Source organism: Streptococcus sp. SK140 (assembly GCF_000259525.1).
Taxonomy (GTDB): domain Bacteria; phylum Bacillota; class Bacilli; order Lactobacillales; family Streptococcaceae; genus Streptococcus.
Map to the genome: position 1 here is coordinate 108,540 of NZ_AJML01000039.1, position 15,709 is coordinate 124,248.

Below are 15,709 nucleotides of genomic sequence, written 5' to 3' on the forward strand. Positions count from 1 at the left end.
AGTTCTCCCTTACTTTAATTTATCCATATCTGGAATGACTCCAAGGAGTGAAATTTTCATAACATCTTCGATATCTTCTGGACGTTTCACACGATCATCTAATAGTTCAACTAATAGAACCGCGACAATCACCAGACCTGCACCAGCACCGATTCCCATTAAGGTATTGCGTCGGATATTTGGTGATGATGGTCCAGTAGCTGGACGGGCTTCTTCAAGAGTCGTTACATCCGAAACTCGAGTAACTGCGATGATTTTCTGTGCTGCAACTTCTCGCAGTGCATTTGCAATACGACTTGCTTCATCTGGTCTATGGTCGCTAACCGAAATAGATACGATACGTGTATCTGCAGGAACTGTTACCTGAACCTTTTTCGCTAATGTTTTTGCATTGATAGTCAAGCCAAGATCAGAAACCACCTTTTCAAGAACATCTTGAGAAAGAATGATCTCACGGTAGTCCTTAACCAAGTATGTTCCTGCTTGTAGATCCTGGTTTGTCAATCCTGGTTTATCACTTTGGTTTCGGTTTACCACATAGATTCGCGTTGTACTTCTATACTCAGGTTTGACTACAAAACTACTATATGCAAAGGAAACAGCTCCTGCTACGATAGCTACAAGGAGAATTAGTACCTTCTTTGCCCATAGCGCCTTTAACAACTGAATAACGTTGATTTCAATAGTTTCTTGTTCTTTCATTTTAACTCCTAGATTATTTGATCTTTAATGACTTTTTCAGGATTTTCCACAAAGAGTTCCCTAGCCTTATCTTGGCCATATTTTTTGCTCACTATCTCATAAGCCTCTCGCATATAAGGTGGACGACCATCTAGATTATGCATATCACTAGCAACTATATGGACCAAGTCCCTCTCTAAGAAATAGCGAGCACGCTTTTTCATAAATTTATAAGTATCACCAAACAATTTTGGTTTGAGGATACTCGAACTGTTGACCTGTGTATAACATCCCATGTTGATGAGGTCATGCACCCTTTTTTCATTATTTTCCAAAGCATCATAACGTTCTATATGGGCAATAACAGGGGTTATTCCCAACATCAAAATATTGGTCAATGCGCTATGGATTTCACGATAAGGGGTATTCATGCTGAATTCTATCAAGGCATAGCGAGTGCCATTTAGTTGTGGAATCTGTTGGTTCTCTAATTTGTTTAAAGCATCACTGCTGTAATAGATTTCTGCTCCATACAAGATGGTTAAGTCGAGAGCAATCTCTTTAGCCAACTCCTTGACAACTTTAAAATTTCTTGCAATGTCCTCCTCTGGTGTTTCAAACATCCCCTTCCGACGATGGGAGGTCGAAACGATGGTACGGACTCCTTGGGCATAGGCTTCCTTCAGAAGCGCTATACTCTCTGCCTTATTCTTTGGGCCATCGTCTACATCAAAAACTATGTGTGAATGGATATCAATCATCTTATTTTCCTTCCATGATATCTTTGATTTCTGTTTTGAGTGTCTCTAAGCTATTTGGATCCACCTCTAGCATATAAAGGCTACTGTCAGGCATGGCATAGGAAGGAAGATCCATACGACCAGTTCCCTTTAGATCTCGAGTGATGACAGTATATTTCCCTCCACTTGCTAGTTGGGCATTTACTAAGCTAACCATGGTTTCAGGAGGCATATTTGTTTGTACAGAATCTTGCAGACTTTGCATAATACCATCAAAGTTCTTCAAGGCTTCTGCTGAAGTTAGTTTTTGAATAATGGCAGCAATGACTTTTTGTTGATTACGTCCACGATCACCATCACCATTGGTTAAGGAGTAACGTTCACGGACAAATCCTAGAGCCTGCTCAGAGTTTAGGTGCACATTCCCAACAGGGAAGTGATAGTTCCCATGAAGTGATGTGAAGTCTTGATCATTATAAACATCGACACCACCTAAGAGATCAATCAATTTCAAGAAGGAAGTGAAGTTGAGTCGTGCATAGTAATTCAAATCAATTCCATAGAGATTTTCTAATGTATGAATGGAAGCATCCACGCCGTAAATACCTGCATGGGTCAATTTATCATTTTGGTTATTACCGCCATCAGCTATAGGCACATAAGCATCACGAGGCGTTGTTGTCAGAAGAATTTTCTTGGTTTCTTGATTAACCGTCATGATGATATTGACATCCGAACGAGAAACGGAGCTAATCGGTCCGTATGTATCAATCCCACTAATATAGATATTAAAAGCCTTGTTTTGAGAAACCTTAGGTGCCTCAACAGTCTTGGTTAGTTCTTTGGTATAAATCTTCTTGATCTTTTTGGCATGGTCTGGGTACTCTTGCTCGATCAGATTTTCAAAGACACTGTTCAAAACGATTGCCTTGGCCTCTCCAGCCAGCAAACTCTTATAAGCCGCAAGATAGGAAGCACTCTCTTCAACCGTTAAGTCTTTACTCTGACTTGTCTTAATATCATCGAGCAGTTTTTTAATATTTTCTGCATCTGTTTTGGTCGGAGCCGTCACACTGGATAATTCCGAGACATTTCCAATCTCGCTATCCGCCAAAACTGCAACACTGATAGAGTAACTAGAATAGTTAGATGTCGCATTGAGTTGATTTGCTAGGCTGATAAATTGATGAACTCCAATCAAAGAAATGGAACTGACAAATACCGACACCAAGAGTAAAATCATGGTGAAAATCTTAGCTTTTCTCTTTAGAATCAAAAATAAAGCTATTAGCGCAAGCAAGATCATCACGATTGCTATAAGAATATTGGCATAACTAATTGCTAAAATATGATATCTGAATATTAAAAACAGCAAAAAACAAGCAAGCACGGTATACACAAACAACAAAATAATATTGATGCTTTGTTGAATCTTGCTCGTTTTTCTTTCTTTTGAATGTCTACTCAACTTACACCTCTACAAAGTATTTTTTATTTTTATTATATCATAAAGTAGTACTGGATACCATTAAGACATATTAAGTAACCGTTTTTATTCACCTTAAAAACATGAATAGTAAATTTCAATGATAAAACAGCTAAAACTTTACTTAAAAGAGATTTCTCAGTTAAAAAGGCAGAGATAAAAATCCCGACCTTTATGTTTATTGATCATGAAACTTTATCACGACAGCAGATGATTTTTTGTTCATCTTTTAAACTATGAGATGAAGTTTGGGTTTACCGATTTCTGTTCTACTACCACTCTTTATACTTATTTCACGTGACTTTCAAAGTCTTTTTGACTCTTTTCGACAGAATTTTTACGTTCTTGTTCCCATTTAGCTTTCGCTTCGTCAAATTGAGCAGTTGTTACTACCTCTGTTTGCAGTCTCATGTACTTGTAGTTACTTCCAGTACCTTTGATTCCGACAAGTGAGTAAGCTCGTGTAAATGGTGTAACACGTGTCACTGAAGCCCCACCACCGTTTGAATTTACAGGAAGCAATAGCGAACTATCAATCAACCAGGCTTGTGCGTCTGCATAGTTTTCATAGCGTTTAGCTACATCTGTATTTTCTGCATCAGCCGCTTTCAATTTTTTAGTATATTGGTCCAATCCAATACTTGTAATCTTATCAGCATCCTTGCTTGGATCAAGCCCTAAAATCTTGAGATAGAATCCATCCTCAGCGTTGAAAGGATTGAGATAAGTTGATGGATCTTGGTAGTCCGCAGACCAACCATCCAAGTTCAAATCATAGTCATGATCAGCTGTAGTTGGTGCTTGGAATGTCGCATTGGCATAGTCTTCTGTTGAAATTTGAACTACATCAATCACTACATTTTCTGCCCCAAGAGTTGATTCGACAGATTGTTTAAGCGAATTAATCTTTGGAAGCAAGGTTTTGTTAACTTGGTCTACAGGCAAGTCCAAATGAATTGGGAAGCTCACACCTTGAGCTTCTAACTCTTTCTTAGCCTCAGCAAATTGAGCTTGTGCTTTTTCTTTGTTGAAGTATCCATCTTGAGCATCTTCAAGATTCATATTTGACCACTGGGTACCGTAGTTTACTAACTTAGATGAAACCGTCTCACCAAAGGTCTTGTCTCCAACTTGTACAAAAGTCGGTGGCACAAGTGTGTTACGAAGAGTATTTTTAGCAGCTTCTTCTCCATTAGACTGAGCTGAGTATGCTGTACGATCAATTGCAAAGTTGATGGCTTGACGGAAGTTTTTATTTAAAATCGCAGCTTGAGTTGCTTGTTTTTGATCATCGCTAGTCTTAGCTGTATGATTGTATGCTTGGCGGTTAACGTTAAAATTATAGTACCAAGATGTTGCATCTTGCAAGCTATAAACGATATTGTCCTTGTATTTTTCCTTTGTCTTAGCGAAGTTTGAGCTATTCGGGTAGACACCAGCAGACGAGTAGGCTCCGCTTTCGAAATTACGGATTGTCATATCTTGGTCAGAACCATCAACATAAGCTAATTTAACTCTTTCAATCGTTACTTTATCTTGATCGTAGTAATGAGGATTCTTCTTGTACTCAAGTGATGATTTTGATGTAAATTCTTTTAACAAATAAGGACCGCTATAAAGAATACCATCTGGTTTTAATTCTCCAAATTCTTTTCCTTTAGAAGCCAAGAATTCTTCATTAACAGGAAACAAGATACTGTTAGTTGTCTTAGAGTTCCAGAATGGCTCTGGTCGTGTCAAGGTATATTGGACAGTATAGTCATCCAAGGCTTTGACCCCAACATTTGAGAAGTCAGTATTTGCACCTGTCACATAATCATCCAAGCCCTTGATAGAGTTCTGAATCAAGTCTAGGGCTTGACCCTTATTATCAGCAGCGTACTTGATACCAGTTACAAAGTCTTGTGCTTTAAGGGGAGCGTATTCTTCACCGTCAGCTGTAAACCACTTGGCATCCTGACGAAGTTTGTAGGTATAAGTTAAACCATCCTTAGAAACACTCCAATCTTCTGCAAGGGCAGGAATGAGGTTTCCATAGTTATCATTTTCAAGCAAACCATCTACCAAGTTGGTTACAACAGCAGCGTTATCACCAGAGTAGTCCAAAAGGTAGTTGAAGGTTGTTGGGTCTGCACCAAAGGTAGACGAGTAGGTTTTAGCATCTGATGCTGACTTACCACATGCCGTCAATAAGACCGCAGCAGCAAGTGTCAACCCCGCTCCAATCAAACGTTTTTTAAGTTTCATGTTTTATTTCTCCTTATATGTTAGGTTTTGTAACATGGTTATATTTTAACAAATTTTGTCCAAAAAGTAAAGTTATATACTGATTTGACCTCTCATTGAAAATCAAAAAATAAAGAAATCCCGCTTCAAAACAGGATTTCTTTATTCATTACAAAAGACTATTTAACGTGATTTGCTAGTTCTTTTTGGTATTTGGCATTTGTTTCAATTTTCTCTTTTTGCCATTTCTTGAGAGCTTCTTCGTATTCTTTAGCTGTTACAATATCGTTTTGCAATTCTAAACCTTTAAATACAAATGGATCTCCCTTGATACCAACTTGAGAGTAAGCTTTTGTGAATGGCACTGTACGGCTAACTGTCGGAGAACCACCTGAAGAAGCTACAGGGATAAGAAGTGAGCTATCTGAAACCCAAGCTTGTGCTTTGGCATATTTTTCATAGCGTTTGTTAAGATCGCTTGTTTCTGATGCTGCATCATCCAAGAGTTTCTTGTACTCATCAAGTCCAACTTGAGCCATGACTTCTGGATCTTTACCTTTTGTGATACCCAAGTGTTTAAGAGCAGAACCCTTCTTAGCATCTAAGATATTAAGGTAGGTTGCTGGGTCTTGATAGTCTGGCCCCCAACCAGTTCCGTTCAAGTCATAGTCTTTTTGAGAAGGAACTTTGGCTTGAGATGTAATGCTCATTTTCTCATTGTCAGTCATTTGAAGTACATCGATAACAACATTTTCACTTCCAAGTGCTGCTTCGACAGACTGTTTGAGAGAGTTGGTTTGCTGTACAGCAATGACATCAGTCTGCTCAACTGGAATATCCAAATGGATTGGGAAGGTTACACCTTTAGCTTGCAATTCTGATTTTGCTTTTTCAAAAGCAGCTTTTGCTTTTGTCGGATTGTAAAGGGTATCTTTACCATCTGTCAAAGCTACATCCTTCCACTGGTCTCCGTATGTTACCAATTGTTCTTGAGCCAATTCACCGAAGGTCTTTTCACCAACTTGAACATAGTCATAAGGCACAAGGCTGGTACGGATAATCTTGTCTGCACCTTCTTCGCCATTCATCTGTGCAGAGTAGGCATGACGGTCTAGAGCGAAGTTGATAGCTTGACGGAAGTTTTTATTGAGAAGTGCTTCTTTTGTTGAAGTTTTTTGGGCATCATCTGTCTTAGCTGTTTTATTGTAAGACTGACGATTTACGTTGAAAGTAAAGTAATAGCTTGTCGCTTCTTGAGGACTATAAACAATCTTATCGCCGTATTCTTTCTTAGTTGAGTCAAAACTTGAACTAGTTGGGAAGAGGCGAGCTGTTGTGTAGGCTCCTGATGAGAAACTACGAATCAATGATTCTTGGTCAGAACCATCGTAGAAGGTAAGCTTGACGTGGTCAATTTTAACATTGTCTTTGTCCCAATAATTTGGGTTCTTTTCGTACTCGATCACTGATTTTGAAGTGAAGTTCTTCAAAATATATGGACCATTGTAGAGAATACCTGAAGGCGCTGCCGCACCGTAATCTTTCCCTTGAGAATTTAAGAATTCTTCATTAACAGGGAGCATAGTCGCTGTTGTCACCTTAGAATTCCAGAAGCTTTCTGGTTTGTTTAAGGTATACTCGACTGTATAATCGTCAACTGCTTTGACACCGACTGTTGAGAAGTCATTTGTTTCACCGCTAACATACTCTGCCAAACCTTTGATAGAATCTTGGATAAGAGTTAGGCCATCTGATTTGCCATCTGCAGCATGCTTCAAACCTGTCACAAAGTCTTGGGCCTTGACTTCAGCATACTCTTCTCCTTCTGAAGTATACCATTTGACACCTTTACGTAGCTTGTAGGTGTAGGTCAAACCGTCCTGTGAAACAGACCAGTCTTCAGCAAGCGATGGAATCAAGTTTCCATATTTGTCATTTTCCAAGAGTCCGTCGACCAAGTTGGCGATGACATCTGATGTTGAACTTTTACTAGTAACGCTATAGTCCAATGTTGTTGGATCAATAGCATAAACATACGAAAATGTTGTTGGAGCATCTGCTTTTTTCTCAGTCTTGCCACAAGCCGCCAAAAGAAGAGCTGCGCTCATCGTTATCCCTGCTACTGCGAGCCACTTTTTCGATTTCATCGGTATTCTCCTTTAAAATACTATTTTTCACCATTATACCCTATTTTTATATAAAAGCAAGGGTTTTAAGGGTATTTTTTAGAAAATTCAAACTAATATTTATTAAAGAAGTTTTTACACTTATTTTAGAAAAAAACTCAAGCATCTTAGACACTTGAGTTTCTGGTTTTAATCAGCTAATTCGACACAGAAGGCATCCCATGGAGCCAAGTTTTGTTTCTCTAAAACATCTTGTACTGAGGTATTTTCAATCAATATAGACTTAACTGACCCTTCTACTGCAAACTCTTGCTGCTGGTTGGACAAATTGGCCACAACTAGGAAACGACGGTCTCCATCTTTACGGATATAAGCAAAGACTTTTTCAGCCGTATCAAGAAGTTCAAAGTCAGCACGAACCAACCAGTTATTTTCCTTACGAAGTTTTACTAATTTTTGATAAGTATAGAAGATAGAATCTGGATTTGCTAAAGCTTCTTCTACATTTATCTTTACGTAGTTTGGATTGACTGCAAGCCAAGGTTGACCATTTGAGAAACCAGCATTTTTTGTCCCATTCCACTGCATTGGGGTACGAGCATTATCACGTCCAATCACGCGAATGCTATCCATGATTGCTTCCATTGGAACACCTTTTTCAAGAGCTTCACGCGCATAGTTGAGGGATTCAATATCATCTACTTGCTCCAAGCTTTCAAACGGGAAATTGGTCATTCCAATCTCTTCGCCTTGGTAGATATAAGGCGTCCCTCTCATGAGATGAAGCAAGATGGCATATGCTTTGGCAGATTTTTCACGGTAGTCTTGGTCATTTCCCCAGATAGAGACAATACGAGGGAGGTCATGGTTGTTCCAGAAGAGGGAATTCCAGCCATCTTCAACTCCCAACTCTGTCTGCCATTTGTTGAAAATTTCTTTTAACTTCCCAACATTTAGCTCTTTTTGGTACTGCCACTTAGGTTTCCCTTCCTGATACTGAAGACAGATATGTTCAAACTGGAAGACCATAGACAGTTCTTGTCCTTTAGGATCTGAATAGAGTTTAGCGATCTCTGGTGTTGCTCCCCAAGTTTCCCCTACTGTCAAGAGTTCTTTATCGCCAAAGGTTGCTTGATTCATTTCCTTGAGGTAGGGATGAAGCATAGGACCATTGTTGACAATCTTCTGATCAGGAATCTTCCCAATCATGTCAATGACGTCCATACGGAATCCACCAATCCCTTTATCAATCCAGAAATTCATCATCTCATAGATTTTTTGGCGAAGTTCTTCATTTTCCCAGTTGAGGTCCGGTTGCTTCTTGCTGAAAAAGTGCAGGTAGTATTGACCAGACTTTTCATCGTATTGCCAGGCAGATCCACTGAAAATTGACTCCAATTCGTTAGGTTCATCACGCCAGATATAGTAGTCTCGCTCAGGACTATCAGGATTTTCACAAGCTTCAATAAACCAAGCATGCTCATCTGATGTATGATTGACCACCAAATCCATAATGATTCGGATATCTCGTTTTTTAGCCTCAGCAATCAGCACATCCATATCTTCCATGGTTCCAAAGATAGCCGCGATGTCTTGATAATTGGCAATGTCATAACCATTGTCATCCATGGGGCTATCATAGACTGGAGAAAGCCAGATCGCTGTGATCCCTAACTTAGCTAGATAGTCTAGCTTACTGGTAATCCCAGGCAAATCACCAATCCCATCTCCATTGCTATCCTTAAAACTTTTTGGATAAACCTGATAAACAACGGCATTGTGCCACCATTTTTCTTGCATCTTTTTACCTCTATTTAAAATTGACTTTACTCCATCATAGACCTTTTATCAAAATTATGCAAGCGTTTGCCTTATCTTTTTTTCTCACTTTTGCGACTCTCTAGTTTCTAATCTTCCATTTTTTTTATATAATAGAGCTCAGAGGTAAAAAAATGAAAAAACAAGCTTTTAGTTCTGAACAATATTTGAATCTACAACGCGACCATATCTTGGAGCGCATCAACCAATTTGACGGCAAACTCTACTTGGAGTTTGGTGGCAAAATGTTAGAAGATTTCCACGCTGCTCGTGTCCTTCCTGGATATGAACCTGACAATAAAATCAAGCTCTTGCAAGAGTTGAAGGAGCAAGTTGAGGTTGTTATCGCTATTAACGCTAGCAATATCGAGCACTCAAAAGCTCGTGGAGACTTGGGCATTTCTTATGACCAAGAAGTGCTTCGTTTGATCGATAAATTCAATGAACTTGGTATCTTTGTTGGTTCAGTTGTCATTACTCAATATGCAGGCCAACCGGCAGCAGATGCTTTCCGTAATCAATTAGAGAAAAATGGAATCGACTCTTATCTTCACTACCCTATCAAGGGGTATCCGACAGATATGGATCACATCATCTCTCCTGAAGGTATGGGGAAAAACGACTATATCAAAACTAGCCGTAACTTGATTGTCGTGACTGCTCCTGGTCCTGGTTCAGGTAAGTTGGCAACTTGTATGTCTAACATGTACCACGACCAAATCAATGGTATCAAGTCTGGTTATGCCAAATTTGAAACCTTCCCAGTTTGGAATCTCCCACTTCATCATCCTGTCAACTTGGCTTATGAAGCTGCCACAGCAGACCTAGATGATGTCAACATGATTGACCCATTCCATCTCCAAACTTATGGAGAAACCACAGTCAACTACAACCGCGATATTGAAATTTTCCCTGTCCTTAAGCGTATGCTGGAACGTATTCTCGGTGAGTCTCCTTATGCGTCTCCAACTGACATGGGTGTCAATATGGTTGGTTTTGCAATCACTGATAACGACGCCGCCATTGAAGCATCTAAACAGGAAATTATCCGTCGCTATTACCAGACATTTCTTGACTTCAAAGCTGAGAAGGTTGGAGAAACTGCTGTGAAGAAGATTGAGCTTCTCATGAATGACCTCGGTATCACACCAGCTGACCGAAAGGTTGCTGTTGCTGCTCGACAAAGAGCAGAAGAAACAGGCGGACCCGCTCTAGCACTTGAATTACCTTCTGGTGAAATCGTTACTGGTAAGAACTCAGAACTCTTTGGTCCAACAGCGGCTGCATTGATCAATGCTATCAAAATGTCCGCTAACATTGATGCTGAAACAAAATTAATTGAACCAGAAGTGGTGAAACCAATTCAAGGTTTGAAAATCAATCACTTGGGTAGCCGTAACCCTCGACTTCATTCTAACGAGATCCTCATCGCCCTTGCTATCACAGCAATGCAGAATCCTGATGCAGATCATGCCATGAAAGAACTCGGAAATCTCAAAGGAAGCGAAGCTCACTCTACGATTATCTTAACGGATGAAGACAAGAATGTTCTTCGCAAACTAGGTATCAACGTAACCTTTGATCCTTACTATCAATACGATCGTTTGTATCGCAAGTAAAATACGACACTCACTCCTCTTAGAATTGGATCCTTAGCATCCAGCTCTAAGAGTTTTTTATATCTTGCAAGTCTTTCACAAACATATCTTTTAAAAATAATTCTCATTTTAATAGAAGCTGAGATAACATTTAATTTTAGATTTATTTCTAATGAATCCTTAAAAGGAGTGAATCCATCCTCTTCAATCTTGACTTGAACTACCTTGGCTGAGGTTGACCCATTTTCTCTACAATATCAAATCGGTGTAACGAGACTGACTGCGTCACTCTTATCTAGAACCTCAAAGCGATGCTTGGAGACATCTACATAAGAGAACAAATTTGGTCATTGATTTTCATTGAATATACAAAAAAGCGAACAAGACAGCATTCTGTTTTTCAGAAAACTATCTAGTTCACTTTTGCTTATGATTTAATTTTTTGGTTTATTCTACCGTTACTGACTTAGCAAGGTTACGTGGTTTGTCCACGTCGAGTCCACGGTGTAGGGTTGCAAAGTAAGCGACCAATTGTGTTGGTACGACCATTGAGATTGGTGAGAGGTAAGGGTGTACGGTCGTAAGAACGATATCATCTGTATCTTTGGCAACATTTTCTTCTGCAATGGTGAGAACCTTAGCTCCACGTGCTGCCACTTCTTGGATATTTCCGCGAGTGTGGTTGGCAAGAACTGGGTCTGACAAGAGAGCCAAAACAGGTGTTCCTTCTTCAATCAATGCAATGGTTCCGTGCTTGAGTTCTCCAGCCGCAAAACCTTCACATTGGATGTAAGAAATCTCTTTGAGCTTGAGACTAGCTTCCATGGCTACGTAGTAGTCTTGACCACGTCCGATGTAAAAGGCGTTGCGTGTTGTTTCAAGAAGATCACGGACTTTTGCGTCGATTGTTTCTTTCTCTGAAAGAGTTGATTCGATAGATTGAGCCACGATAGACAATTCATGAACCAAGTCAAAGGCTTTGGCTTTTTCATTGCCATTTGCTTCACCAACAGCTTTTGCAAGGAAGGCAAGGGCTGCGATTTGGGCTGTATAAGCCTTAGTTGACGCTACGGCAATTTCAGGACCTGCATGAAGCAACATAGTATGGTTGGCTTCACGTGAAAGGGTTGAACCTGGCACGTTTGTCACTGTCAAGCTTGGGATTCCCATTTCATTAGCCTTTACCAAAACTTGACGGCTATCAGCTGTTTCACCAGATTGGCTGATAAAGATGAAGAGTGGTTTCTTGCTGAGAAGCGGCATACCATATCCCCACTCAGAGGAAATACCAAGTTCAACTGGCGTATCTGTCAATTCTTCCAACATCTTCTTAGAAGCAAATCCTGCGTGGTAAGATGTTCCAGCTGCGAGGATATAGATGCGGTCTGCGTCTTGAACAGCCTTGATGATAGCTGGATCTACGACAACTTGACCAGCCTCATCTGTGTAGGCTTGGATCAACTTACGCATCACCGTTGGCTGCTCATCAATTTCCTTGAGCATGTAGTAAGGATAAGTTCCCTTACCGATATCAGACAAGTCAAGTTCCGCAGTGTAGCTAGCACGCTCATGGCTGTTACCATCATAGTCTTGAACTTTAACGCTATCAGCTTTTACGATAACCAACTCTTGGTCATGGATTTCCATGTATTGATTGGTCTCACGAATCATAGCCATGGCGTCTGAACAGACCATATTGTAACCTTCACCAAGACCAATCAAGAGTGGTGATTTGTTCTTTGCCACGTAGATGACATCTGGATTTTCAGAGTCGATCAAGGCAAAGGCATATGAACCGCGGATGATGTGAAGAGCTTTTTTGAAGGCTTCAAGCACTGACAACCCGTCTTCTTCCGCAAATTTACCAATCAAGTGAACAGCGATTTCAGTATCCGTTTGTCCCTTGAAGTGGTGACCTGCAAGGTATTCTTCCTTGATTTCAAGGTAGTTTTCAATCACCCCGTTGTGCACCAAGACAAAACGTCCTGTCTCAGAGCGGTGTGGGTGAGCATTATCTTCTGTTGGTTTCCCGTGAGTGGCCCAACGAGTATGTCCGATACCAGTTGTTCCCTCAACACCAGCAGTTTTAGCAGATAATTCTGCGATACGACCAACCGCCTTCACTAAATGGCTTTCAGCACCACCTAGGACAAAAATCCCCGCAGAATCATAACCACGGTATTCGAGCTTTTCAAGCCCTTGAATCAAAATATCAGTTGCATTTGTGTTTCCAACAACACCAACAATTCCACACATAGTATATACGACACAGGCTAGCTGTGCTTTCCCCTTAAAATTGGTATAGTCTAATTCTCGCTTTGCAGAATCAGCAGAAACAGTATATACTTGTTTCTTTCACTTGTCAAGAACAAAAATTGGTATAGCCTAATTCTACTGATTCCACATGCTAAAAATCTATCATATTTCGCCTAAAGCAAGTATTTAAAAAGGGCTCTACTGCCCCTAATAACTACTATTTTGTAGCAAGCTTTTCTGCTTCTACTACTTTTTGAAATGTTTTTTGGTAATTTACTTTAATCGTCATTGTCATGTGAGAGTCCTCGTTTCTTTTTGATGAATCCAGTATAAAATCCCTTCCTAAAACATAGCTTATATTTTCCTTAGAAAAAACTAAAAGTAACTTGTGACTCAATGAAAACGAAAGAGCAAACTAGAAAGCTAGTCACAGGTTTCTCAAAGCACTGCTTTTAGATTGCCTGTTAAGACTAAGGTGTTGTTTGAGGTGATGTTGAAGTTTATACATTCAGTAAATCAAATGAACATAAGCACTTTTCTAAATCCCTTACCTGAGAATCCCATACAAAAAGAGCGTTACCGCTCTTTTACTTAGTATTTAGGAGAAGGTGTTTGTTCCTGTTGAAACGTTTTTTGGTAATTTACTTTAATTGTCATGTGAGAGTCCTCGTTTCTTTTTGATGACTCTAGTATAGGCAATAACCCTAAAAGCAAACTTAAGATTTTCTTAGAAAAAGCTTAATCTAAATGTTCTTTCTTTTCTAGACTTAGGGCAATCATATGCCACTCTGGGTCCTCCTGCCAGTTAGGAAGGGAGCTGATATAACCAGCTACCTTACGTGCTTCCTCAAGTATTGGGAAGTCCTCGATAATATCAGCCACTTGAAACTCTGGTAGACCTGACTGTCTGGTTCCAAAGATCTCACCAGAGCCACGCATTTTCAAATCTTCTTCTGCAAGGACAAATCCATTAGTCGTTTCCGTCATGATGCGCATGCGATCCTTTCCAGAGTCAGTTTTTGGATTGGCCACAAGTACCGCATAGGACTGCTTATCCCCACGACCGACACGACCTCTGAGCTGATGAAGCTGACTAAGTCCGAATCGGTCAGCATCCATGATAATCATAACCGTCGCATTTGGCACATTGACCCCAACCTCGATAACCGTTGTCGAAACCAGAATATCTGTTTTTCTCTCTTTAAAATCCTGCATAATCTGGTCTTTTTCATCACTCTTCATCTTACCGTGTAAGAGAGCAACTTTTGCTTTTTCTGCAAAATGAGCCGTCAATTCTTCCGATAAAGCAATAGCATTTTTAAGATCCAGGGCTTCAGATTCTTCAATCAAGGGCGAAATGACATAGGCTTGGGATCCTTTCTGAATCTCACTCTCTAACCAAGTCAAGACCTGGGGCAGTTGTTCATGCTTAATCCAGCGTGTTACGATTGGTTTTCGTCCCGCTGGCATCTGGTCAATAATGGAAACATCCATATCTCCAAAAGCTGTGATGGCTAAGGTCCGTGGAATCGGAGTTGCCGTCATCATAAGGACATCTGGATTTTCTCCTTTTTCCCGTAAAATACGCCTTTGTCCTACACCAAATCGGTGTTGTTCATCGATGATAATCAAACCAAGTCGAGCGTATTCCACCCCATCCTGTATAAGGGCATGGGTACCGACGATCACATCAATCTCGCCCTTAGCAATCGTTTCCAAAACCGTGCGTTTTTCTGCAGCTTTCAGTGAACCGGTTAGGAGGGCTAGTTTCAAATCTGGAAAGAGACTCTCTAAACTTTCAAAATGTTGCTCTGCAAGGATCTCTGTCGGAACCATTAGAGCTGCCTGATAACCAGCCGTTACAGCCGCGTACATCGCTAGACCCGCAACCACTGTCTTCCCACTACCAACATCCCCTTGTAAGAGTCGATTCATGTGTTGGTCCGACTTCATATCTGTCAGGATTTCTTGCAGGCTTTTTTCTTGGGCTTTGGTTAAGGCAAAAGGCAATTTCTCTTTAACGGCAGTTAGTTTTTCCTGGGACCAATTCAGGACCAATCCACTTCCGTGAATCTTATTTTCAGACTTGAGGATCTGTAATTGCATTTGGAAATAAAAGAGCTCCTCAAACTTGATTCGACGAAGGGCCTGTTTGTATTCTGCTAAATCCTTAGGAAAATGCATGGCACGAACAGCCTGACAGCGAGACATAAGTTTGTATTTATCGAGCAAGGACTGAGGGATATTTTCCTCTATCAAGAGATCTAGACCCTGGTCAAAGGCAGTTTTAATGACCTTAACAAGTCCTGCTTGACTAACTCCTTGTGCGAGACGATAGACAGGTTGGAGATCATCCTCCACTTGGGCTAAAACCTTCATGCCTGTGAGACTAGCTTTAGCACGATCCCACTTTCCAAAGACAGCCAAGGTTGCTCCTAGTTCAATCTTGTCAGCCAGGTAGGGTTGGTTAAAGAAATTGACCGCAAACACAACTTCTCCCTGTTTAAGGCTAAAGCGAAGACGATTGCGCTTAAATCCATAATACTGAACACTAGCTGGCGTTACCACCTGACCAGATAGGACAGCCTTTTCACCATCCTCTAGTTCTAGCACCTGCTTGGTCTTAAAATCTTCATAACGGAAAGGAAAGTAGAGCAAGAGGTCTTGCAGATTTTCGATTCCTATTTTGGCATATTTTTCTGCTGATTTGGGTCCCACACCAGGCAAGACATGCAAGGGTTGGTGTAAATTCATGCTACTCTCCTTTCCTTCTGTTTT

At 40.4% G+C, this 15,709-nt stretch carries 9 protein-coding genes; 1 reads left to right on the forward strand and 8 read right to left on the reverse strand.

Annotated features, from left to right (window positions below):
• Window positions 1–9: 9 nt before the first annotated feature.
• From HMPREF1116_RS10475 to HMPREF1116_RS10500, 6 genes are all read right to left on the reverse strand, one after another.
• A complete protein-coding gene (locus HMPREF1116_RS10475) occupies window positions 10–702 on the reverse strand; it encodes a capsular polysaccharide biosynthesis protein (RefSeq protein WP_000662752.1) in 693 nt (230 codons plus the stop codon).
• A gap of 8 nt (window positions 703–710) precedes the next feature.
• A complete protein-coding gene (cps4B, locus tag HMPREF1116_RS10480; protein WP_000565321.1) occupies window positions 711–1,442 on the reverse strand; it encodes a capsular polysaccharide biosynthesis protein Cps4B in 732 nt (243 codons plus the stop codon).
• A gap of 1 nt (window position 1,443) precedes the next feature.
• Window positions 1,444–2,889: an LCP family glycopolymer transferase CpsA gene (gene cpsA, locus HMPREF1116_RS10485; protein ID WP_025171307.1), complete on the reverse strand. Its 1,446-nt coding sequence runs from the start codon at window positions 2,887–2,889 to the stop codon at window positions 1,444–1,446.
• A 306-nt stretch (window positions 2,890–3,195) separates the two neighbouring features.
• Complete coding sequence (locus HMPREF1116_RS10490) at window positions 3,196–5,154, reverse strand: peptide ABC transporter substrate-binding protein (protein ID WP_000768688.1); 1,959 nt, start codon at window positions 5,152–5,154, stop codon at window positions 3,196–3,198.
• Between the two features lie 158 nt (window positions 5,155–5,312).
• Complete coding sequence (locus HMPREF1116_RS10495; RefSeq protein WP_000837386.1) at window positions 5,313–7,280, reverse strand: peptide ABC transporter substrate-binding protein; 1,968 nt, start codon at window positions 7,278–7,280, stop codon at window positions 5,313–5,315.
• A 168-nt stretch (window positions 7,281–7,448) separates the two neighbouring features.
• A complete protein-coding gene (locus HMPREF1116_RS10500) occupies window positions 7,449–9,059 on the reverse strand; it encodes a glycoside hydrolase family 13 protein (protein WP_001156766.1) in 1,611 nt (536 codons plus the stop codon).
• Window positions 9,060–9,211: 152 nt separating this feature from the next.
• Between HMPREF1116_RS10500 and HMPREF1116_RS10505 the strand changes: the two genes are divergently transcribed.
• A complete protein-coding gene (locus HMPREF1116_RS10505; protein ID WP_000743605.1) occupies window positions 9,212–10,696 on the forward strand; it encodes a DUF1846 domain-containing protein in 1,485 nt (494 codons plus the stop codon).
• A gap of 426 nt (window positions 10,697–11,122) precedes the next feature.
• Here HMPREF1116_RS10505 and glmS read toward each other — a convergent pair whose 3' ends face one another.
• Window positions 11,123–12,931: a glutamine--fructose-6-phosphate transaminase (isomerizing) gene (gene glmS / locus HMPREF1116_RS10510; protein ID WP_000334312.1), complete on the reverse strand. Its 1,809-nt coding sequence runs from the start codon at window positions 12,929–12,931 to the stop codon at window positions 11,123–11,125.
• A gap of 738 nt (window positions 12,932–13,669) precedes the next feature.
• Window positions 13,670–15,685, reverse strand: coding sequence for an ATP-dependent DNA helicase RecG (gene recG, locus HMPREF1116_RS10515; RefSeq protein WP_001048720.1), 2,016 nt, complete (start codon window positions 15,683–15,685; stop codon window positions 13,670–13,672).
• Window positions 15,686–15,709: the final 24 nt, after the last annotated feature.

Excerpts from the sequence above, each read along its gene's own strand:
- HMPREF1116_RS10475 (WP_000662752.1), bottom strand. The coding sequence starts at position 702 with ATGAAAGAACAAGAAACTATTGAAATCAACGTTATTCAGTTGTTAAAG.
- cps4B (WP_000565321.1), bottom strand. The coding sequence starts at position 1,442 with ATGATTGATATCCATTCACACATAGTTTTTGATGTAGACGATGGCCCA.
- HMPREF1116_RS10490 (WP_000768688.1), bottom strand. The coding sequence starts at position 5,154 with ATGAAACTTAAAAAACGTTTGATTGGAGCGGGGTTGACACTTGCTGCT.
- HMPREF1116_RS10495 (WP_000837386.1), bottom strand. The coding sequence starts at position 7,280 with ATGAAATCGAAAAAGTGGCTCGCAGTAGCAGGGATAACGATGAGCGCA.
- HMPREF1116_RS10500 (WP_001156766.1), bottom strand. The coding sequence starts at position 9,059 with ATGCAAGAAAAATGGTGGCACAATGCCGTTGTTTATCAGGTTTATCCA.
- HMPREF1116_RS10505 (WP_000743605.1), top strand. The coding sequence starts at position 9,212 with ATGAAAAAACAAGCTTTTAGTTCTGAACAATATTTGAATCTACAACGC.
- glmS (WP_000334312.1), bottom strand. The coding sequence starts at position 12,931 with ATGTGTGGAATTGTTGGTGTTGTTGGAAACACAAATGCAACTGATATT.
- recG (WP_001048720.1), bottom strand. The coding sequence starts at position 15,685 with ATGAATTTACACCAACCCTTGCATGTCTTGCCTGGTGTGGGACCCAAA.